This window comes from Dyadobacter sp. HNCC25DJ186 (assembly GCF_056895235.1).
The window spans coordinates 114781-136010 of the sequence record NZ_JBXHAS010000012.1 but is presented as its reverse complement, the minus strand read 5'-3'; the positions used below and the strand labels follow the sequence as shown (position 1 = coordinate 136010).

Sequence of the window (21230 nt, the reverse complement as noted above, 5' to 3'; positions counted from 1 at the left end):
GTTAATTCTTACTTAATATTTTTCAAATTTCTTAAAATCCACTTTGCCAACACGCAGACCGATTGTTTCGAGGCTGCATAATCGCATTTTTACGGGCATTTTGTATTTTGTGCCCACGAAGGTATAACATCTACGAAACGACAAAAGTGCGAAAATTAACCCCTTTATGCAAATTTCCTTATAAAACCCGCCACTCAATTCTACGGTTTTTTCTACGATTTTCTTCTGAGTCGTTTTTCACCATTGGTTTCATTTCTCCGTATCCTTTTGAGCCTAAGCGGGCGGCATCAATCCCTGATTTTTGCAGATAATCCATTACGGATTGTGCTCTCTTTTTTGAAAGGACAAGATTTACCTGATCAGTACCAACGTCATCCGTATGCCCGGAAATCTCAATACTTATTTGTTTATTGTTTTTAAGAAAATCAACCATTCGGTCGAGTTCCACTTTTGATTTATCATCCAGCGTAAATTCGCCTGAGTTAAAAAAGATATTGTTTAAGATTTCTGCCCGGTCCTTTTCGATAGATTCCAGCGGGATTTCCAGATTTATCGAAGACACCGAATCTGTGACTGAAAATGTCAGACTTTTAAAAAGATAACCTGCTTTTGAAACGTAAAATGCATATTCGCTCCCCTTATTCAGAACCGCTAAAAAGCTGCCGGTCTGCGCGTCTGACGAAAATTCAGCGACTTTTTGCTGAACTTTTAAATCGTATAACTCAATACTTGAAGACAAAGGTTGCTGTGTTTTTTTGTCAACAATTTTACCTTTTACGTATCGCGTAGGTGTTACCAGACTTTGGAGCGTGTCAGGTAGGTCAAAGGTATAAAGCAACGATCTGCCGGCAGTTATATCAGTATTGTCGTCGGTGTAATAGGCTTTTTTCCCGTTTGCAGAAATGCAAAGCGCAACCTGATCGTTCTGCGTGTTGATAGGATAGCCGATATTTCTTGGTGCAGACCAGGTAGTGTCTGTCTTTTGGGCTAAGAAAATATCAAATCCACCCATCCCCGGCAGGCCATTCGAAGCGAAAAATAAAGTTCTTCCGTTTGCATGAATAAAGGGTGCGTTGTCATCATCCGGCGTATTAATCCCCGGGCCAAGATTTTTCGGTTCCGACCAGCTATCTTTATTTTTTAAAATCGAATACCAGATATCAAGTTTTCCTTGTCCGCCGCGTCGGTCTGACGCAAAATATAAGGTTCTGCCATCCGCGGATAAAGAGGGTTGGGATTCCCAATTTCTGGAATTTATTGTCTCGCCCAGATTTTGCGGTGCACTCCAGTCATTTCCCTGTTTTTTTGAAATATACAGATCACAGCCTCCGTAACTGTCTGCCCGATTACAGGCAGTAAGTACGAGCGTCCGTCCATCGGCAGATATACTGCAAGTACCTTCGTTGTTAGGTGTGTTTATCGTTTTGGAAATTTCTTCCGGCACGTCCCAGCCTCCTGGAATTCTGTGCGTTATATAAATATTTTCGTCCTTATTTTCTGTTAATCCGGTAAAGATCAACGTTTCGTCATCGGCAGTCATGACCGGAAAAAACTGAGAGGTTAAAAAGTTTACCGTGTCACCCATGGACCTTTTCTGAACCTTAACAGGATGTTGAATCGCATTTTTAGCAAACAAAGCAGAAGCTGAATTTTTTTGAGCCAGTCTTAAAAGGCTGGATTTTGCAGGTGCCAGCGCCATGACCTTTTCAAAATAGACCCGTGCAGAATCATATTTTTCAGCACGGAATAAATTGCTTCCCAACCATTGGTACGCAGATGCAGATTGCGGATCACCTGGACGCAGGGTTACGAATTTTGAAAAGTGTTTCTTAGTAAGTTCCGTTTTTTTTTGAAGCTCATAAATTTGAGCCAGCCGAAGATGAAGCTCTGCGTTATTAGGATCGGTTTCTTCTACTTTTTCAAACAAAACAAGCGCCTCATTAATCTGCCTTGCCTGCCATGCTTTTTGTGCCTTATCAAACGTCTCTTTTCCGCGCCGGGACATGGGCGCGTCCTGCGCAAAGAGCGTTGGTATCAAAAAACCTGAAAAAAGCAGGATCAGCAGAAGGAGGCGCATTATGGAATATTCATATATTTATGCGTTTGTAACGACATTTTCCACTTCGGATTGTCTTTGATATAATCTATTATCAAAGGAAGCATCTGTTCATGTTTACTCCATTCAGGCTGCAATAATAATGTGCAGTGCTCATGCACTTTTGCAGCGTGCTCTTCCGCGAATTCGAAATCACTTTTGTTGTATATGATCGCTTTCAGCTCGTTCGCGTTTTCGTAAATATCAGGGTGAGGTGTTTTAAATTTCTTTGGTGAAAAACAAACCCAGTTCCAATGCCCTGTGAACGGATATACGCCCGAGGTTTCTATATTAGTCTGGAAGCCGGCCTGCTGTAAAGCACCCGTTAGCGCATCCAGATTATACATTAAAGGTTCGCCGCCGGTGATGACAGCCAGTCGGCCTCGGTATTCCAGGGCACCTTCAACAATTGTGTTAATTTCTTGTTTAGGGTGTGCGTTGGCATCCCAGGACTCTTTTACATCACACCAGTGGCAACCTACTTCACATCCGCCTAAACGGATAAAATAAGCAGCTTTTCCACTATGCTGGCCTTCTCCCTGCAAAGTGTAAAAAGCCTCCATAACAGGAAGTTGACCGGTGACGATGGGTAATGTTTCAGTTAGCAAAATTCAAAAAGTATGTAAGCGATAAATAAAATCAGTGCAAAGATAGAGGGTAACAAAAGAAAACGGGAAATAATTTAAAAACAGATAAAGTCTTTTCAGATTGACTTACTGGCCTTTAAAGAATTTTCTTCTGCGTTAAATGAATTTGGATTAACGGTTGTTAAACGTCAGAATAACTTAAACTTGCCATTGAGCCCTAAAATTAGCTGAATGAATGCGATATTTGTACTATGAATAATACCCAAATACAACAACAGGAAGCGATTTGCGCTTTGGCAACGCCTTCGGGTGTGGGAGCAATTGGCGTAATCCGTGTTTCCGGACTTCATTCGATCTCCATTGTTAACGATATTTTTAAAGGCAAAAACCTGAATCAGGTTGATAGTCATACGGCACATTTTGGAACGATACAATCGGATACAGAATTAATTGATGAGGTTTTGGTGACGGTTTTCAAAACACCCAAATCTTTTACGAAAGAAGATTCGGTTGAGATTTCCTGTCATGGTTCTGATTACATTATCAAACAGATTTTAAAACTCCTGATCAAAAAAGGAGCCCGCATAGCACGTCCGGGGGAATTTACTCAGCGCGCATTTTTGAACGGACAATTTGACCTGGTGCAGGCCGAAGCGGTTGCCGATCTTATCGCTGCCGACTCAGAGGCCAGTCATAAAACAGCATTGAACCAACTACGCGGAGGTTTTTCGAAGAAACTGGCATCCTTGCGTACAGAACTTATTCATTTTGCTTCTCTCGTGGAGCTTGAACTGGATTTCGGTGAAGAAGATGTCGAATTCGCAGAACGTGACGATTTAAGGCAACTGATTATCAAACTTCGGAAAACAATCGCACCGCTTATCGAATCATTTGATTTCGGAAATGCGCTGAAAGAAGGTGTTCCGGTAGCGATTATTGGTTCTCCAAATGTTGGAAAGTCAACCTTGCTGAACGCACTCTTGAATGAAGAAAAGGCAATCGTAACCAGCGTCGCCGGAACGACCCGTGATGTGATTGAGGACACCATGATCCTGGAAGGATTGAAGTTCAGATTTATTGATACCGCCGGGATTCGAGAAACGACTGACCTGGTAGAATCCATCGGAATTGAGCGTTCGCGCGGAGCGATGGAAAAAGCGGATATCGTAATTTTTCTATTCGACAGCGAGCAGACATATTTGGAAAATAAGCGGGTTGCCACCGAACTTGCTGCTGGCAAAGATGTCCTTTGGGTATTCAACAAAATTGATATCGAACCTGAGATTTTTAATAAACTAAAAGCCGAAAACACGGAAATCATAGGAATTTCTGCCCAAACGCAGGAAGGCTTGTCGATGCTTACGGAAGTTTTGGTGAATCGTGTTTATGGCCAATCTGCAACCGATACAGTAGTCACAAATCTTCGTCATTACGAGCATTTATTGAAAACCCAGGATGCGTTGAATGAAGTTATCAATGGTTTGGATACCGGAATTACGGGTGATTTTCTTGCCCAGGATATCAGATTGTCGCTGCATCATTTGGGTGAAATTACCGGGACGATTGTGACGGATGATTTGCTGGATAATATTTTTTCGAAGTTTTGTATCGGCAAGTAGGCGCACAAAAGAGCTGCAAGTAAATACATATAAACGGCTGAAAATTAGACTATTAGTCAAAATTTTCAACCGTTTTCTTTTGGACTTTTCATTAAGTTTTGTCTATTTTTGTCCCCTATTTGTCCCTCAAGGCTGGCAAGTTTTGAGGGACAAAAAAATGGGAGAGATTACTTCCCTTATTTACCCTTAAATCATCTTATTTACTCTTATGTAATCTTATATCAGCTTATGAGCTCAAATATCAGCATTACACGGATATGCGAACATTGCAGTAATGAATTTACCGCGAAAACCACGGTTACAAGGTTCTGTGGTGATGAATGCGCGAAGCGTAATTATAAACTCAGAAGGAAGAATGCGAAGCAACAAAAAATGCAAGGCAAGATAGAAATTAGCAACAAACAGACCCAGGCGGTAAGAGACATTCCTAAGAATCAGGTCTGGGACAAGGAGTTTCTAACCGTCAATGATGCTGCTCTTGCTCTAGGCTGCTCGGGAAAAGCTATTCATTTGATGATCGCTACGGGCAGGTTAAAGGCTATCAATTTGGGTGTCAGAAAAACAAGGGTTTTGCGATCAGAAATCCAGCGACTGTTTGAGCTTCCAGCCCTAGCCGTAAAACCGGTGCCGAAGATTACATTGGAAGAAGAGCCTTTGACAAAAGACAACTGCTATACCGTTGATTATATTACGTCGTCCCTTGGTGTCACCAGAGACTCCGTATACAGTATGGTAAACAGGAAGAAAATTCCTAAATTTCAGGAAGGCAAGGAAATTTATATTTCCAAAAAGCATATAGATCGGGCATATCGTTTAATGAGAGGAGGTGAAAAGTGAGCAAAGTAACATTAAGACGAAAAAAAATCGGAAAGGGCAGGATTGCCCTTTACCTGGACATTTATCCGCCTGTTCCCAATCCGGATACCGGTGCGATGACGAGAAAAAATTATCTCAGGATTTATGTATATGAGAAAGCCCGGACTGAGCTTGAGCGGCTGCACAACAAAGAGACCATGGAGCTTGCTGAAACGATCCGGTCCAGAAGGCAGATTGAAGTACAAAATAGAAGGTTTGGTTTTTTATCCGCCCGGATGATGAACGGAGATTTTATTGAATTCTTTGAATCACAAAAAGAAAGGCGAAACGGAACCAATCTGGAAAACTGGAGAATGGCTGTCAGTTATTTTAAAAGTTTTGCTGGTGATAAAATCCTGTTTCCGCAGTTGAATGAAACGTTCAGTGAAGAATATGCTGATTATTTATTGTCTGCGCCAGGCATCGGCAGATTCGGTCGTCCCATTTCAAGGAATACGGCCGTCAGTTACTTTGCAAAATACAAAGCAACTTTAAAGGCAGCATTCAAAAAAGGTTTTCTTGCAGTCAATCTTGGGGAGATCATTGATAGTATTTCTCCAAAGGACACGCATCGGGAATTTTTATTTCAGGATGAGATACAGCTTTTAGCCAATACGCCATGCAGATCTGAAATAGTAAAAAGAGCTTGTCTGTTTTCGATTCTGACTGGCCTGAGATTCTCCGATATCAATACGCTAACGTGGTCGGAACTTAAAGGAGTCAGAGGTAACTATTTTATCCAGTTTCTGGTGGACAAAACCGGCAGCGCGGAGTTTATGCCAATTTCTGACCAAGCTTACGACTTACTGGGTCAGCCATCCCATGGAAAAGTATTTACGGGTCTTAAATACAGTCAGGTAGACTATATTCTTCCTGAATGGATTAAGGATGCCGGAATTTCAAAGCATTTAACCTTTCACTGTTTCAGGCATACATTCGCAACGTTACAATTGCTCTTTGGGACAGATATTGTAACAGTGTCTAAGTTGCTCGGTCACAAAGACCTTAAAACAACAATGATTTATGTAAAAATTGTTGACAAGCTTAAGCGGGATGCATCGCATAGAATCAAGCTGGTTATTGGTGGAGATTTAATCCCAATACAATATCTAAATGCATAGCAGACGTCAGCTAATCCGAATGGGTATCATCAGTAAGATCAGAGCAAGGTATTTTACTCAGCGAAATGATTCTTTTAGCTGATTTAAGTATTGGTCAATTTGATCGAAGCGGTAAGAGGGGTATTCAGCGTCTAGAAATGTTTTAAAGTCGTTTCTAAAATCAACTGAATTCCAATCAAGCACAGATAGAAATGGCACTGCCTGGCTACGGATACTTCGAAGAAATGCGCATAGAGGTATATAGGGAGGTGCATAGTGAACCGCATTTTCTGTCAGTTTTACAAAGAGCTTGTGATTCAGGCCCGTTTTTAGATCATTCAAAATATGTTCAGCAGTGATCTGTTTTCCACCTTCGGAAATCAAAAATGCCAGAACCGGGAGGCCCTCGTCATGAAAGAATGTAATCATAAACCGCTGAAAATGCTCTTCGAGATGAAAAAGTAAATCCTGACTGAGGAAATAATATTCGGCCTTAAATGCATTGATATCGACGTTGTCTTGCTGCTTTTCGGAAAGATATTCAAGAAGTTTTTCTTCCGAATCGCTCACCTGTCTAATCATAGGGGCATAGTTTCCCAGAACGCTTCGGACCGTGTACTTTGGGTTTCCCAGCTGATCAAAATAGGAGCTTTTAAAATATTGCGGCTTCTGTCTATAAATTAATTGAATATAAAGCGGGGCTGTTAAATCTCCGTGAAATGAGACCTTTTGAAGTCGTGTATTGAAATAGACCTTATAGCTTAATCGCAGTTTCTTTTGCATTTTAACGATGATTTTATTGCAAACATTCATATAGTTAAATAAAATTATGATAAATAATTTATTTGTCATAATTTTATTTAACTTTGTGTGAGTGTCTGGTTTGAAATACATACCATTTGCTGCTGAGTCGTTAGGCAGAAAGGCAAAGTTAATGTTGTACTTGGTCGTTTATAATACCGAAAAAGTTTGGAGTGGAGGAATTGTGTGTATGGGATTTTTAGGAATTAAAACATTTTTAACATGGATCGAATTACTTTTGAGAATTTACCAGCAGTGGTAGGCGAAATCAGAGACAGGCTAACACAGATTGAAAAGCATCTGGAGGGTTTGGGGTATTCCGAATCTTCGGCTAAACATTTGATGACGATTTCTGAGGCTGCGTCATTTTTAAGTCTTTCTACCTCTACAATCTATAGTAAAGTCTGTAGGATGGAAATACCAGTGCATAAAAATGGTAAGCGCCTATACTTCGAGAAAGATGAACTATATGCGTGGATTAAAAACGGCAGAAGAAAGACTGCGGAGGAGCTACATCAAGCAGCAGATGAGTATTTGAAAAATGCCGGAAAAAGACTTCGCAGGGTGAGTTGATTCGTCAATTGACGATTTGTTTGATAAAAACGCGCATCGTTAAATATTATCAAATTGGTCAGCCGCAATTCGGTAAATACTTACTTATTATGAGTCAGTAAAAATATGGTTTTTCTTCTTATTGTATATTTGTCTATTATTATTCAATATGCTGATAATTAGACATTTATAAAATATTTTTATTTTTGTTTGTTGTCTGTTTGTCGTCTAATCCGTAAATTTGTATTGCACATTGTATTGCACATAAAATTGAATGAATGTTCAATCAAAATGGTAGTATCATGAAACAGGCCACAGTGAATTTATTCTTCGACACCAGGAGGGATGATAATAAGATAAAGCTTAACGTCATCTTTGAAAGAAAGCAGAAATTGTTTTCAACAGGTATCAAAGTAAGTAAGGCGGAGTGGGAGCGGTTAAAGAAAAATGCAGAGAAAGAATCACCGGATGGTAAAATCAAGGATGACAATTTTCTTTACGTCTGGCATAAGCTATGGAGCCGGGAGACTGACCCAGTGGGCATTGTTCCTTTTGCACGTAACATTACCAGATATCTAGGTCCGAATTTTACTTTTGATCTGTTTCGTGAATCGTTTGAAAATTACGGAAAGGTAGAAGCTCCACCTATACGTATCGAGTCAGACGACGTGATAAGCATGCTTGATTTAAAAGCAAAGGCGATGGAAAGTGAAGAACGCCTTGGTTCAGCTGCGAGTTACAGAGATACGGGTATTTCATTGAGACGGTTTATTTCTTCATTCAATGATGCTGAAAGATCCAGATTTCTAAATATTCCTAAACCTGCAAAACGGAATGCGGAAAAAGCTGCGGCAATTTTAAGATTTGAACGTGTTACTCCCGGTTTTCTAAAGGCCTATGAACAATGGATGCTTCTCTATGGTCGTGCAGCAAAAAAGAAGAAGTTGAAAAAAGGAGAAGCTCCTGCCGTCGATACACCGGCAACGCTTACGACGGTGGGAATATATTGCCGGCAACTGCGTAGTGTTTTTAACGATGCGATTAAAGATAAGGTTGTGAGCTCAGATTTTTATCCTTTTGGGAAAGGAGGTTATGTCATTCCTGCTGGTGCAAATATTAAAAAAGCCCTATCTAAGGCTGATGTCATGAAGATCATCAGCTATCAGAGCGAGCCTGGTTCATATGAAGAGCGAGGTCGTGATCTGTGGGTATTTTCATATCTGAGCAATGGGATGAATATCACCGATATCTGCAATATCAAGTGGAAGGACATTGACAAGGCAGGAAATAGCTTATCCTTCGTTCGACAAAAAACAGCACGAACGAGAAAGGGCAATCAGGTCCGGATAAAAATAAACCTGTTTGCTGAAAGCTGGAACATCATAAACAGGTATACCAACAGTACCGCGCCGGAATCATACGTTTTTCCATTTTTGGATTCCGGCATGACCGCAAAGCAGAAGAAAAGTACTGTTTCGCAGATCGTAACGATTACCAATCTGCATATTCGGAATATTGCAAAGAAATTGGATATAGCTATGGACATTACAACCTATGCTGCCAGACACTCCTTCGCTACTATACTCTTACAGTCTGAGGCACCTATTGCTTTTATATCCCAATCGTTAGGACATCAGAACATTTCGACTACTCAGGCCTATCTCGGGTCTTTTGACGATGAGAAAATGAAGAAGTATCTTGAGGCACTGATTTGAAATTAATATGCCCGAAGTGTCAGCAAATACGGCTTGCGTATTCAGAGTTAATAGGTAATATTCAAATTGTTTATAGCCAGTAAATTAGTGTTTTGATAATAATTTAAGCTACTCGTTCTCTTTCTGTCGGAGCTTTTTAATCGCTAAGATTGTACATATGTTCTGCATATCTTGATTAGACAAACTAACGATACCAGGAAGAATTTAACTAGCTCTAAGGTTTACAAAGGTCTGAGAATGGATTCAAAAAATGAACATTCCAGGTTCTAAGTTTTGAGACTTATTATTTGTTCTTGAAATACCGCTAAATAATACTTCAACATAATTTTGTCCATAATCCTAATTAAATATTTTTTTCAGCTTAAATTGCTAGATTATAACCCGCAAACTGACAAAAATAGTAAGAGTAAGATCTTGAGTCAATAACAGCTTGTTACCAACCCAAGAATTGGATTTAAATATGAGTGAAGATATTGTAAATAGTGATAATGGCCTAATTCTCAAGGCGGTAGATTTTTTTTGTTGTTCTGGGGGTGTGACTAGTGGATTCAGGAAAGCAGGTATTAATGTCCTGGCGGGTATTGATATAGATAGGAGCTATAAGCAAACATATGAGGAGAATAATAAAGGATCAATTTTCATTGAGGCTGATATTGCTACTTTACAGCCGGAAAATCTTGCCGAAATTCTAGGAATCCAACCTAATCTTGATAATATGATATTTGTTGGTTGCAGCCCTTGTCAGTATTATACCACCATTAATACAGACAAGACTAAATCATCAAAAGGCAGACTGCTTCTTGAAGAGTTCAAGCGTTTCATTGATTATTTCAAGCCTGGTTTTATTTTTATTGAAAATGTGCCAGGTCTAGATAAAAAAAAAGGTAGTCCGCTGACAAAGTTTAAAAAGCACATTAGTTCACTAGGGTATAGTTTTGAAGACAAAGTTATAAACGCTGCTTACTACAATGTACCTCAAAATAGGAAGCGCTATGTCTTAATAGCTTCGAGAGTGGCGAGCTCAGTTAGTATCCCAAAACCGGTTACTAAGGAACCACGCACAGTTCGTGATGCAATTTTTGATCTTCCATCAATCGAAGCAGGTCATAGGGATAACAATGCACAGCAGAAGCACTGGACTGGTAAATTGCAGGATATTAATCTTAGTAGGATACGTAATACTCCGAAGGATGGTGGATCCAGGCTTGCTTGGAAGGACGATGAGAAACTTCAACTAATGTGCTACCAAGGAAAGGATAATACATTTAGAGACGTTTACGGCCGCCTATTTTGGGATAGCCCTTCTCCAACAATCACCACTAAATTTTATAGTCTTTCGAATGGCCGCTTCGGACATCCAGAACAAAATAGAGCATTGTCAATAAGGGAAGGTGCCATTTTACAGTCATTTCCTGAAAATTATGATTTTCTATCAACAAGTATGGTAGTAACAGCTAGAATGATCGGGAACGCCGTCCCTCCGAACCTAGCTAATATAATTGCTCACAGTATAATAAAAAGTTTTAGAGATGCCACAGTTCAGAGCGAAAGCAAGAGCAATTGAGCTTTTAGGTAAAGGTCAGATAGCAGATTTGCCCACTGCTATAACTGAGCTATGGAAAAATGGATATGATGCTTATGCTGCAAATCTTGAGTGTAAACTTTATTTAAAATCATACCGGGAGGGTTCATCCCCCTTTTTCGTTTTATCCGATGATGGATTTGGAATGACCTTTCACGACATTGTTGAAAAATGGTTAATTTTAGGTACTGACTCAAAAACAAGAGGCCAAGCAACTAACCCCCAATTTGGTCTACAGGTTAGACCCCCCATGGGAGAAAAGGGAATAGGCCGACTTTCTGTGGCTTACTTGGGAAGTACTCTTCTAATGATTACAAAAAAGGTAAATGAACCGGTACAATGCCTACTTATTGACTGGCGAGTACTTGAAAATTATAATTTTTTTCTAGATGACTTAGAGTTACCCATTTTTACATTTTCATCGATCAATGAATTTCGTTCTAATGTCAAGGATGCTTGTGAAAGATTTAAACGGAACTTTTCCGAAAATATATGGAAAGAACAAACTCTCATTAGAGAATTGGTTCTTTCGGATTTAGATTCTGCAGTTGTTCCTGATTTTATTGAAGATGAGATTGTAATACCTTTTCTTAATGAAGGTTATCACGGAACCTCTTTTTTAGTATTTAAGCCGCATGAGCAATTACTAGAATTAGACTCAGAATCCAATTCTAACTATGGAAAAGATCTAACAGTTACCTATATAAGATCTACATTAACTGGCTTACATAACGATCTTAATGGCTCGAATAAAGATTTCGATACTGCTTTTTACATATATAATTCAGCAGGGAGATATAATTTAGTTGACGATTTTTTTACAACGCAGGAAATGCAAATGGGTGATCATTGGCTTAAGGGAAGCTTTGACGCCAATGGCTTTTTTACTGGTGAGTTGCGTGTATTTAACCAAATATTTAAGCACACATTTAAACCTATTAGGCCCTTCGGCCCAACTTCTTATGGTCCCTTTAATATCCAGTGGGGTCAATTTGAGGGAGTACCGAAAAATTCTTTGCTTAATGAAGAAGAATATAGGAGAATAGACTCAAAACTTGATAAATTCGGTGGTTTATACATTTATAGAGATAACTTTAGAATACTTCCTTATGGTAGACCTGATGCAGACTTCTTAGGATTTGAGGAAAGAAGAAGCAAAAGGGCTGGTGAATATTTCTTTAGTCATAGAAGGTTTGTTGGCTACATTGACATTTCACGATCTATTAATCCTGGTCTAAGTGATAAGGCCGGCCGAGAAGGATTTATTCAGAATAAAGCATACCGAGATTTTAGAGATGATTTAAAAGCGTTCTTTGTAGACATTGCACTTAGATATCTAAAAACTTCGTCTGACCCTAATGACAATAATACTAGTAGAGCAACTCAAATAAAAGATATACAAGATAAGTTTGATAGGCAAAAACTAGCCGAAAAAAAGAAAAGTGCAAAAACGAAATCTTCGTTTTTGCAAAATTTAGAGGTTAACAGAAATGAGATTCAAATACTAAATAATGACATAGAAAGAATTGAAAGCTCATTGAATAAAGAAAGCCTAAATATTGAATTGAATTTTAATATTTATAATTCTCTGGTCTCAGAACTGAATGAAAAAAGAAGTCTTTATAGGAGCATGAGAATGCTTGCACCTAAGGATTTAAAATTTACCCGAAAACAAGAAGACACCTATCGAGAATTTCAGGATGCATATATTGATGCAGAACAAAAAATATCTGCTTGTCTAAACATTGTAGAGCTTAACAGGAAAAAAATAAACACCCAGAATTTAAAATTAGAATTTTCATCAATTTTTGAAAAACATATAAAAACATTAGATCAAATATTTTCTAATTATTCTACGCAACTTAAGGATGCAATTGAACGAAAAAGAGAAGATCTTAAAATTGAAAAAGAAAATTATTTAAATGATTTTATTGAAAAAACTTCTCCTTTGAAAGTTGGTGAGCAGGACACAAATGAAGACTTGACTAGGAAAATTACTTTACTTGATAGAATTACTGATGAGCAGAGTAATAGAATTGTTGAAATAATTGGGGGATTTGTTAAACAAGTTAAAAATCTCAGTATTGAAGTTGATGATGATTATTTGAGAGGCTGGTATAAGGATCAAAGTGAGAAACTTCAAAAAAGACTGGAAGATTATGAAGAACTCGCACAATTAGGTATCTCCATTGAGATAATTGACCATCAGTTTAATATAATGTATTCTCAAATGAAGAATGCTGTACTTAATTTTGAAATATATTCAACAAAATATACAGAACTGAGTCCGAGTTATACACAATTAAAAAATGCGTTCCAGCATTTAGAAGGAAATTACAACTTACTGCGACCATTATATAGAACTAGTCGCCGAACTCGATCAGTAATCACTGGTAGAGAGATTGAATTATATATTCGTCAGTTTTTTAAAAACGAATTCGATTCTTATAATATAGACTTCCAAGTAAATGATTCCTTTCAATCATATGAATTTTTCACTTTTGATTCAATCATAAAGCCGGTTTTTCTTAATATTATTAACAACGCTAATTATTGGCTGACTCCTTCAAAAAACCGTGAAATTAAAATTGAATTAAGAGATGACAAAATTTTAATTATGAACTCTGGTGAACGGATCGAGGATCTTTATCTTGATGATGTCTTTACTTTGTTTTTTACAAAAAAGAAAGATGGTAGGGGTATTGGTTTATATCTGGCTAAAAAGAATTTGAACTCTATCGGTTATGAAATATACGCTTCAAATAATATTGAAGATAATATTCTAAAAGGTGCATGCTTCATTATTAAGAAAAAACTAGATTCTCAATCTATCAGTGAACAGTTTTAAATAATAACTTAAATATATCAGTGTTAGATTCAACCTCTCCAGAATTAACTTTTGAAGCAATTTCAAAAGCTATCATTAAAAAGTCAATAAAATCTGCAGTTTGTATTGACGACATGTTTGTTCAGCCTTATATGCTTGATAATGAAATAGATGTAATTGAGGCTACGCTGTCCTTGGATAAGTTTGGAAATAGGCAGCTTTTGAATAAAGAAATTCCAAGGGCGCTATATCAGTCTTTCCGTAATGATGGTGAATGTGATTTGGATATCTATCATTTCAAATCTTATGAAGAGTCTTGGAAACCTGATATCCTTCTTAATAATAAGGATCTACTTGTAATTGACTGGGAACTAGATGGAAATAGCGGACACTTAAGTACGCTAAGAATTATTGAAGAAGTTATTGTAAGCGACAAATTACCATTCATCATAATCTACACACAAAAACCAGTTGAGGATTTCATTGAAATAGTTGGAGCATTGGCAATTAAGTTCAACTGCTATTCGCAGCAAATGATAGATGAAAATCACTCAAAGATTAGGGGATTATTTGCTTCGACGGTTTTAGAGTTGAAAAAAACTATAACTATTGATGGTCTTGACGACGAAATACAGTTATTTCTAGAAGATGACGAAGTTCTAAGGTTGTTACGTGACGTAATTCATACTCCATCGATGTATGAAACTACATATGTTTCTATACTGGATGTGTTTTGCAAATATTTTGACATTGAGAAAAGCGTAAGTGTTGAAAGGAAATTTAAAAAAGTATTCATTGAAGTTTTTGTCGATAGTAAGAATTTACCATTAGAGGACTTTTACTATCACCTTATAGGCACTAATTCTAATGGACAATATAAGTTTGCAAGAATTAAAACTATGGATTTAGGTTTTAGAATTAATAATACAATCGTAACAATTTTTTCTAAGCCTGGCATTGAATATAATCCGATGTCTGTTACAGCGGAGAATGTTTATGATAAATTCAGTAATCTAATTTCTAGCGCTCCTCATAATTTTATTACTCTATTAAGTATAGAAATGCGGGATCGTCTTAAGGAAGATGTAAGAAAGATTGGAATGAACTTATCAAGCGTTGATGAGAAGGCCTTTTTTAAGCATATGGAGAATTATAAATCAGATAATGAATTTTTTGATTTTCTTCTCAAGTCATGGGTGAATGATTTATCTGAGTATAACTTAAATATCAAACCAGAAATATTCTTAGTCCTAGATAAATATAAAAAAGATAATAATCTTACAAGAATTCAGTCGAATGAGATTCAAGAATCACTATTGCAGTTGGGAAATAAACTTTCCACAATATTAATAACTGATCGACTTGAAAAAGATCAAAAAATACGATTTGGTGACATATTTAAAGTATTCGAGATTGCCGATGCAGGCGAGCTAGACAAGGGGTATTTTTTATCAATCACACCGCATTGTGTATGTGCTGACCCATCAAAAATAGATAATAATTTTTATTTCGTGAGAACGAGTTCAACAGTGGTAAATACTACTACTGCTTTAAAAAATATTGAAAAAAACTTTTATTCAGTAATCAAGGTTGATGGAAAAGTATTTCCAATCGAATGGGAGTGTAAACCTTTTACAGTTTTTATCGATGATAATGATATCCGGAATTTATTTTCTTATTATCAAAATAAAAAGATCAGGTTACAATATCAAACTACTCTAAAGGAGTCTTTTGCTCAAAGAGTATCAAATGAATCATTTAGTTACGGGACAGTTGTCGGTATTGATTTACCACATTAGTGACGTTCAAAGCCTAACTTCTCAGTTTCATAAAATTGATCGGTCCTAATGAAATTTCAAGACGAACAGAATGCTATTGTTGAATCAATTTGGAAATTAAAATCATCCAAAAATGGATTCCCTAATTATATTGAATATATCCGTTTCCCATTCTTCAAGAATTTAAAGGAGAATGTTATAATAAACTTTGATTTCCCATTAACCGTTCTGACTGGTTTAAATGGTTCTGGAAAAAGTTCAGCATTGCATGCTATTTATGGTGCCCCAGAGGGTTACAGTACCGGCCAGTATTGGTTTTCTACACGTGTAGATCCAATTTCAAAGGAAAAAGGTAATCCTCCTGCTTTTGTCTATGGCTACAAGAAACAGGACGGGAATATTGCTGAGGTCGTGAAGACTCAGGTAGGAACTGCAAAAGGTTCGTTTTATTGGGAACCTTCCAGGCCGATTAAAAAATATGACATGGACATTTTGCCAGATGGGAAAAGGAATCCCACTCTGAAGAAAAAAGTTGTATACTTGGATTTTCGTGCTCAGTTAAGCGCGTTTGACAAGTTTTTTTATTTTGCCAAATTTAAAGCAACAATAACTGCTAAAACCAAACAAGACTATTTAAGCAGATATTCGAGCCACGTAAAGTTTGCATTAGATCATAATTCAAGGGCAGGAGTCTGGGGTAGAAAAAGCGGTTTGCCTATAAATATAGATCAAGATACTATAAATGATATTTCAAAAATTCTTGGCAAATCCTACTTGGAATGTAAAATATTAATTCATGATTTATATGGTCCTGATGGAGCCACTGTTTTTTTTAAGACAAAAAGTTTAAACTATAGCGAGGCATTTGCCGGAAGGGGTGAATTTGCTGTTGTAATGTTGGTCCACGAGATTAAAGAAGCCGAAGATGGATCTTTAGTGATTTTGGATGAACCCGAATCTTCTCTACACCCAGGGGCTCAGGAACAGCTTAAGTTATTCCTTCTAAAATGGACTTTAAAAAAGAAACTTCAAATTGTTATTTCTACCCATTCGTCTAAATTGATTGAATTTTTACCCAGCAAAGCCATTAAGTTATTTTACAAGGATGGAGATGATAAATTCTCCATCAAAAATGAATGCAGTTATTTTGAAGCTTTTCAAAACATAGGCGTGGATGTAAATACAAAGGACACTAAGTCAATTATTGTTGAAGATATGACGGCTAAGCTTATAATTGAAGCTGTTATTAACGAACTTCCACAAGATTACAGTATTTTATTTTCCGTCAAATTTTTCCCAGGCGGAGGAGAGAGTATCTATAAGGCAGCGGTTTCGTATTCGGAGGAGGATGAGAGGTATAAATTTATTATGCTAGATGGTGATAAACGGAAGGACAAATTTGATCCCAATACTTTTTCTCAAAACGATTTAGAGAGTCTTGAATTTTTATCATCTGTAGTCAAGGTCGAAACATGTATTGAACTGAAAAATTTAGGTTTCAGATTAGACGGAAATAGAAATGCTGGCAATTTGGCTCAAAAGCGAAAATCGGTAATAAAATACCTAAAATATCTAAATTCAAATCTTAGTTATTTGCCTGGCGATATTCCAGAAGATATTATCTGGGATCAAAAATATGCGGAGAACTTAGTGGCGATTTCCAAAATCGGTAAGCTTAATGACGATCAAAATACAAAGCAAAAATTTGCTCAATTAACTGAGCATCTAATCGGTAGTGTTGACGGTAATTCCATTCTTTCTGTACATAAAATGTTTATTCGTAATTTTGTCGAGAGAAAGGACGAGAATTTTGTAAAAATTGCTAATATCCTAGAAGGATTTAAAAATTCTTAACTATGGCAATTTTAAATAATATGACTTCGAGTGAGGTGACTTGGGCTTTGAAAGCGGTTGAAGACTCTGATCGTGCAATGCAGACAGTGGATTCTTATGGGGATAAGTTTGATGAACATTATAGTTATGATACCAAGGTTGCTAATCATAAGAATGTTAAGAAAGGTGATAGGGTTATTATTATAAATAAGAAAATTGTTTTAGGATACTCGCAGATTGAAGATATCACCAGTTTCACAGATAAGAAAAATATAAGTAAATGTCCTCAATGTGGATCGAGTACGATCGATATTAGAAAGAAAATTCTTCCAAAGTACAGATGCAATAAGGGGCATGAATTTAATACGCCAGAGGTTTTAGAATCTATTGTTGAAAAATATACAGCGTTTTTTGGCTCCGCTTTTGTTAAGGTTGATCCTAATAAAGTATTTCTTTTTGATTTAAGACCATATTATGTTAAAGGGTATAATCAGAATATGTCTATCCAAAGGTTGGATAATTCAGTGTCGAGATTGTTACCGAATAGCCATATAGCGAAATTTGACGTTGTCGATGGAAATATGCGGTCACTTGATAATATTATTGATGAGGAAGCTGAAATCTACAGACCTAATATTTTGGACGAACGAAATACTATAATTCAATCAATTAGGGTTAGAAGGGGACAGCAAGCATTCAGAAACAGTCTTATAGAGTTATACGGTAAAAATTGCCTTATCACAGGATGTCGCATTCTGGATATAATCGAAGCAGCACACATTAATCCATATAGAGGTCAAAAAGACAACCATACAAGTAACGGTCTATTACTTAGAGCGGACATTCATACGTTATTTGATCTCGACCTGATTGGAGTCGATCCAGATACCATGCGTGTTTATGTCCATAGAAAGGCAATGTCTGAATATTCTGAATATCACAAAATAAAGTTAAGATGTTCGATAGATAGATTACCTAATTTCGACAGTTTAAAAGCTAGATGGGAAATTTTCACGTCAAAACTAGACGATGATAATTGAGCAAAAGAAAAGCTACCTAAAGGCTGTTCAGGAAGAATTATAATACTATTTAGGTAAAAGGATTTTTTTTAGAATCTTAAAAGAAATTAAGACGAGATATTCGTGTGAATTAGTTTATTTGCAACAGATACATTAAATTAAATCTCTCTATTTGAAATAATTGTTAATTTTAGTTCGTGCATAGATTGCTTTACAAGCTTCGGCTTGAGTTTACAGCTCCAAATAGTAATTACCTTCCATCCTAAAATATTTAACTCTGATATAGCTTGTTCATGTCTAAGGATATTTTTATTGATTTTTTTTGCCCACCATTCGCTTCTGGTTTTGGGGATAGAAAAGTAGCTACAGTTCTCATGTCCGTGCCAGAAACAACCATTAACGAAAATTATTGTTTTGTATTTTTTTAAAACTATATCTGGTGTGCCGTATAATTTTTTAACATGTAATCGATATCTAAATCCGCTCGAGAACAAAAATTTTCTAACTAATAATTCTGGTTTTGTATTCTTACTAGGGATAGATGCCATGTTGTGGCTCCGAGTATGAACTGAGTGTATATCAGCCATTTGTTAATAAATTAGATCGAGCTGCGGGAATATTAAATAGCAAAAATAACAAATTTCGTTAACGACATTCTGAAATTTGGGACAGTATTATATTAATTCCTTCCTCTTTTGAAAGTATAGCTCCGAATTCGGCTAAGGACAGTGAATCGGAATAAATTCCGTTGGGATCATTCCATTGTAGCCAATCAATTATTTCTTCACGTGTTGACAAGATAAGGAAATGATTTAGGTCTAAATCAGATAGGTCGATAATATCGAAATAACTTAGCCCTAATGAAAATTCTTTATTTTCGACCATGACATCGTTCAACGTTAAGTTTTACTGAAGGTAAAACAGATTGGCTATATTGGCCTTTTAGTAACAAAACTCAAAGGTTTCTCAGTTCCAATTTTTTTTAGATAATGTTAACTCTTGAAGATATATCGTCTTAAAAAAACAGCGTATAATCAATCTGAGTGTCAAATTGGCCTTCTGTCTACTATTTCCCATGTTCCATTTCCTAAAACGAGCAGTAGATAATTTCCGAAGATTGTACCGTCTTCATTATCGGGCTCAATTGATGTTAACCAAAACCAGGGTCCTTTGCAAGTACATTGCCATTCGTCTTCTTTTTTTAAGGCTATTTTATTTCCGCATCCCCAGCACCAAATTTGAAATTTACCGCATTCGTCACATTTACCGGTAGCTTGTACGGTAACAGTATGATCATGAAATACTCCCGGCGTCGCATCCCATAGTACAAGTCCGTCTTTGCAATTTGGGGCAGCACATCTTTCCCAAGAGGTTGAACCAAAATCCGATAGCTCGTCATTAGATAAAAGTCTGATTCCAATATGCTCTTGTGCCCTTTTCAAAGCAGCTTTTGTGTGACCGTTCGAACAGACCAAAAAGCCCCTTTTTGCATTAACATCCTTCATCAATCCTTCAAAGGATTCAACTTCCTTTATATCAATAGGTCGAATTTTATGTTTTGCGTCTATTATAATTCGCCTTTCTAGATCATCGTCATACCTAAAATCAATTAAAACGTCTATCTGTCTCTTTCGACCGCTTATGTGTCCCTTGATCCGTGCATTAGGAATTACTGTATAGTTCGATTGACTGTATTCATCCGCGAACATGGATGCGACAAGTCGTTCAAATACCCTCCAATCTTTCATTCTTAAGTTAAAAATATAAATTTATTATCTTTTTTGGTCGATTGTTATGGTATATCGTCTAAAAGATTAAGATTAGTTAGTATGTCTTTTTTGAACTTGCTTAATGGCCTTTTATAGAAATCGTTTGTATCTTGTTCAACTCCAAATGCAAGCCTATATGCTTCCTTTTGCGACAACCTTATATTTGAAAAAGTATTGATCATCTTGTCGATATACTTTTCAGAATACGCCTTTTTAATCTGTATCATGTCAGCAAGCTCCGAAGTATGGGAATTATACATTTCCTTTAATTTAAGATCGTTTACTGTGTGAAAGACTTTCGTCGAATCTGTTGCGTATGAAATAAATATTTCATACTTATCTATGCTTTTGAAATAATGATATTGGTATTGAAACTCGTTGCTGGCATTAGCGTCAGCATATGGATGCAAATGCGTTGAAAGTAGGTAATTTCGGGCTCCTCTGATAGAGGAATTACATATGGAACAACTTGGAATAAGGTTGTAGAATGACAATCCCAACATCGGATGTCTGCTATGCGAAAACCAATGATCGAAGGTCGGTCGCATGATTTTTTCATTGCGGTAAGTCTTAATAGTGTTGGTATAAAGTCGGTTACAGTAGGTGCAAGTGCTTCTGTTTAATCCAGAAGCCAACTGGTAAGCATCGTAGTGGCAAGCTTTATCACTATTAAGGAACCAATTGTCATAATCGAATATCTTAAAAAAGAGCTGATAAAGTAAATCATATTTTTTCATTAAAATATTGTCTTCAACTGATCTTTTGGTCTGCTTTTTCCTTCTCGATCTATGAAAGTTTTCATACTCATTCCATTGAAAGTTACCTACTAGCTCATCCCATAGCATTTCTGCCATAACATAAATTTGATCAGGTTCGCCTCCGATAATTGCTTCTAAGAAAAAATCATCGTGCAAAATATCTCGAAGTTTCTTTGGCACATCTGGGATTATGTGCACACCTGCAACGCATATTTCACAATTTTTTCGTTCACATTTGGGGCCACCTGTCCTTCGTTTTATCCGACAAGAGATTTTCTGTACATGAATAGATCTTGCCTGTGAGATATTGGAATTATTCTTATCAATGTACAGCATAAGA

16 protein-coding genes are annotated in these 21230 nt (G+C 36.8%); 10 read left to right on the top strand and 6 right to left on the bottom strand.

The window, feature by feature from the left end:
* Positions 1 to 178 precede the first annotated feature (178 nt).
* A complete protein-coding gene (locus AC1XUO_RS25745; protein ID WP_483332711.1) occupies positions 179 to 2077 on the bottom strand; it encodes an OmpA family protein in 1899 nt (632 codons plus the stop codon).
* A complete protein-coding gene (locus tag AC1XUO_RS25740; protein ID WP_483332754.1) occupies positions 2077 to 2658 on the bottom strand; it encodes a 7-carboxy-7-deazaguanine synthase QueE in 582 nt (193 codons plus the stop codon). Before AC1XUO_RS25740 ends, AC1XUO_RS25745 begins: the two co-directional genes overlap by 1 nt.
* A 275-nt stretch (positions 2659 to 2933) precedes the next feature.
* On the opposite strand from AC1XUO_RS25740, the gene mnmE reads away from it, so the two are divergent.
* The 3 genes from mnmE to AC1XUO_RS25725 all read left to right on the top strand — a co-directional run bounded on the left by mnmE (position 2934) and on the right by AC1XUO_RS25725 (position 6277).
* Positions 2934 to 4301, top strand: coding sequence for a tRNA uridine-5-carboxymethylaminomethyl(34) synthesis GTPase MnmE (gene mnmE, locus AC1XUO_RS25735; RefSeq protein WP_483332710.1), 1368 nt, complete (start codon positions 2934 to 2936; stop codon positions 4299 to 4301).
* Between the two features lie 372 nt (positions 4302 to 4673).
* Positions 4674 to 5138 carry a helix-turn-helix domain-containing protein gene (locus tag AC1XUO_RS25730; RefSeq protein ID WP_483332709.1) on the top strand — a complete coding sequence of 155 codons (465 nt, stop codon included), beginning with the start codon at positions 4674 to 4676 and terminating at the stop codon, positions 5136 to 5138.
* Positions 5135 to 6277, top strand: coding sequence for a site-specific integrase (locus AC1XUO_RS25725; RefSeq protein WP_483332708.1), 1143 nt, complete (start codon positions 5135 to 5137; stop codon positions 6275 to 6277). Before AC1XUO_RS25730 ends, AC1XUO_RS25725 begins: the two co-directional genes overlap by 4 nt.
* A gap of 57 nt (positions 6278 to 6334) precedes the next feature.
* On the opposite strand, the gene AC1XUO_RS25720 is transcribed toward AC1XUO_RS25725, so the two are convergent.
* Entirely contained in the window at positions 6335 to 7039 is a 705-nt protein-coding gene (locus AC1XUO_RS25720; protein ID WP_483332707.1) for a hypothetical protein, read from the bottom strand.
* Positions 7040 to 7279: 240 nt separating this feature from the next.
* Between AC1XUO_RS25720 and AC1XUO_RS25715 the strand changes: the two genes are divergently transcribed.
* The 7 genes from AC1XUO_RS25715 to AC1XUO_RS25685 all read left to right on the top strand — a co-directional run bounded on the left by AC1XUO_RS25715 (position 7280) and on the right by AC1XUO_RS25685 (position 18384).
* Positions 7280 to 7630 carry a helix-turn-helix domain-containing protein gene (locus AC1XUO_RS25715; protein WP_483332706.1) on the top strand — a complete coding sequence of 117 codons (351 nt, stop codon included), beginning with the start codon at positions 7280 to 7282 and terminating at the stop codon, positions 7628 to 7630.
* A 281-nt stretch (positions 7631 to 7911) separates the two neighbouring features.
* Positions 7912 to 9324, top strand: a complete 1413-nt coding sequence (locus AC1XUO_RS25710; protein ID WP_483332705.1) for a tyrosine-type recombinase/integrase — start codon at positions 7912 to 7914, stop codon at positions 9322 to 9324.
* Between the two features lie 460 nt (positions 9325 to 9784).
* Positions 9785 to 10888, top strand: coding sequence for a DNA cytosine methyltransferase (locus AC1XUO_RS25705; RefSeq protein ID WP_483332704.1), 1104 nt, complete (start codon positions 9785 to 9787; stop codon positions 10886 to 10888).
* Positions 10854 to 13754: an ATP-binding protein gene (locus AC1XUO_RS25700; RefSeq protein ID WP_483332703.1), complete on the top strand. Its 2901-nt coding sequence runs from the start codon at positions 10854 to 10856 to the stop codon at positions 13752 to 13754. Before AC1XUO_RS25705 ends, AC1XUO_RS25700 begins: the two co-directional genes overlap by 35 nt.
* A gap of 20 nt (positions 13755 to 13774) precedes the next feature.
* Entirely contained in the window at positions 13775 to 15532 is a 1758-nt protein-coding gene (locus tag AC1XUO_RS25695) for a response regulator receiver domain (RefSeq protein ID WP_483332702.1), read from the top strand.
* 48 nt (positions 15533 to 15580) lie between these two features.
* On the top strand, positions 15581 to 17365 hold the full coding sequence (locus AC1XUO_RS25690) for an ATP-dependent nuclease (protein WP_483332701.1): 1785 nt from the start codon (positions 15581 to 15583) through the stop codon (positions 17363 to 17365).
* A 2-nt stretch (positions 17366 to 17367) separates the two neighbouring features.
* Positions 17368 to 18384 carry an HNH endonuclease gene (locus AC1XUO_RS25685; protein WP_483332700.1) on the top strand — a complete coding sequence of 339 codons (1017 nt, stop codon included), beginning with the start codon at positions 17368 to 17370 and terminating at the stop codon, positions 18382 to 18384.
* 137 nt (positions 18385 to 18521) lie between these two features.
* On the opposite strand, the gene AC1XUO_RS25680 is transcribed toward AC1XUO_RS25685, so the two are convergent.
* The 3 genes from AC1XUO_RS25680 to AC1XUO_RS25670 all read right to left on the bottom strand — a co-directional run bounded on the left by AC1XUO_RS25680 (position 18522) and on the right by AC1XUO_RS25670 (position 21226).
* Positions 18522 to 18950 (bottom strand): very short patch repair endonuclease, encoded by a 429-nt coding sequence (locus AC1XUO_RS25680; protein ID WP_483332699.1) that lies wholly within the window; start codon positions 18948 to 18950, stop codon positions 18522 to 18524.
* A gap of 459 nt (positions 18951 to 19409) precedes the next feature.
* Positions 19410 to 20111 (bottom strand): restriction endonuclease, encoded by a 702-nt coding sequence (locus tag AC1XUO_RS25675; RefSeq protein ID WP_483332698.1) that lies wholly within the window; start codon positions 20109 to 20111, stop codon positions 19410 to 19412.
* Between the two features lie 44 nt (positions 20112 to 20155).
* On the bottom strand, positions 20156 to 21226 hold the full coding sequence (locus tag AC1XUO_RS25670; protein WP_483332697.1) for a hypothetical protein: 1071 nt from the start codon (positions 21224 to 21226) through the stop codon (positions 20156 to 20158).
* Positions 21227 to 21230 lie beyond the last annotated feature (4 nt).

Coding starts and splice junctions, on each gene's coding strand:
- AC1XUO_RS25690 (WP_483332701.1), top strand. CDS start 15,581: ATGAAATTTCAAGACGAACAGAATGCTATTGTTGAATCAATTTGGAAA.
- AC1XUO_RS25685 (WP_483332700.1), top strand. CDS start 17,368: ATGGCAATTTTAAATAATATGACTTCGAGTGAGGTGACTTGGGCTTTG.
- AC1XUO_RS25730 (WP_483332709.1), top strand. CDS start 4,674: ATGCAAGGCAAGATAGAAATTAGCAACAAACAGACCCAGGCGGTAAGA.
- AC1XUO_RS25670 (WP_483332697.1), bottom strand. CDS start 21,226: ATGCTGTACATTGATAAGAATAATTCCAATATCTCACAGGCAAGATCT.
- AC1XUO_RS25700 (WP_483332703.1), top strand. CDS start 10,854: ATGCCACAGTTCAGAGCGAAAGCAAGAGCAATTGAGCTTTTAGGTAAA.
- AC1XUO_RS25720 (WP_483332707.1), bottom strand. CDS start 7,039: ATGCAAAAGAAACTGCGATTAAGCTATAAGGTCTATTTCAATACACGA.
- mnmE (WP_483332710.1), top strand. CDS start 2,934: ATGAATAATACCCAAATACAACAACAGGAAGCGATTTGCGCTTTGGCA.
- AC1XUO_RS25680 (WP_483332699.1), bottom strand. CDS start 18,950: ATGGCTGATATACACTCAGTTCATACTCGGAGCCACAACATGGCATCT.
- AC1XUO_RS25740 (WP_483332754.1), bottom strand. CDS start 2,658: ATGGAGGCTTTTTACACTTTGCAGGGAGAAGGCCAGCATAGTGGAAAA.
- AC1XUO_RS25745 (WP_483332711.1), bottom strand. CDS start 2,077: ATGCGCCTCCTTCTGCTGATCCTGCTTTTTTCAGGTTTTTTGATACCA.
- AC1XUO_RS25675 (WP_483332698.1), bottom strand. CDS start 20,111: ATGAAAGATTGGAGGGTATTTGAACGACTTGTCGCATCCATGTTCGCG.
- AC1XUO_RS25710 (WP_483332705.1), top strand. CDS start 7,912: ATGAAACAGGCCACAGTGAATTTATTCTTCGACACCAGGAGGGATGAT.
- AC1XUO_RS25705 (WP_483332704.1), top strand. CDS start 9,785: ATGAGTGAAGATATTGTAAATAGTGATAATGGCCTAATTCTCAAGGCG.
- AC1XUO_RS25715 (WP_483332706.1), top strand. CDS start 7,280: ATGGATCGAATTACTTTTGAGAATTTACCAGCAGTGGTAGGCGAAATC.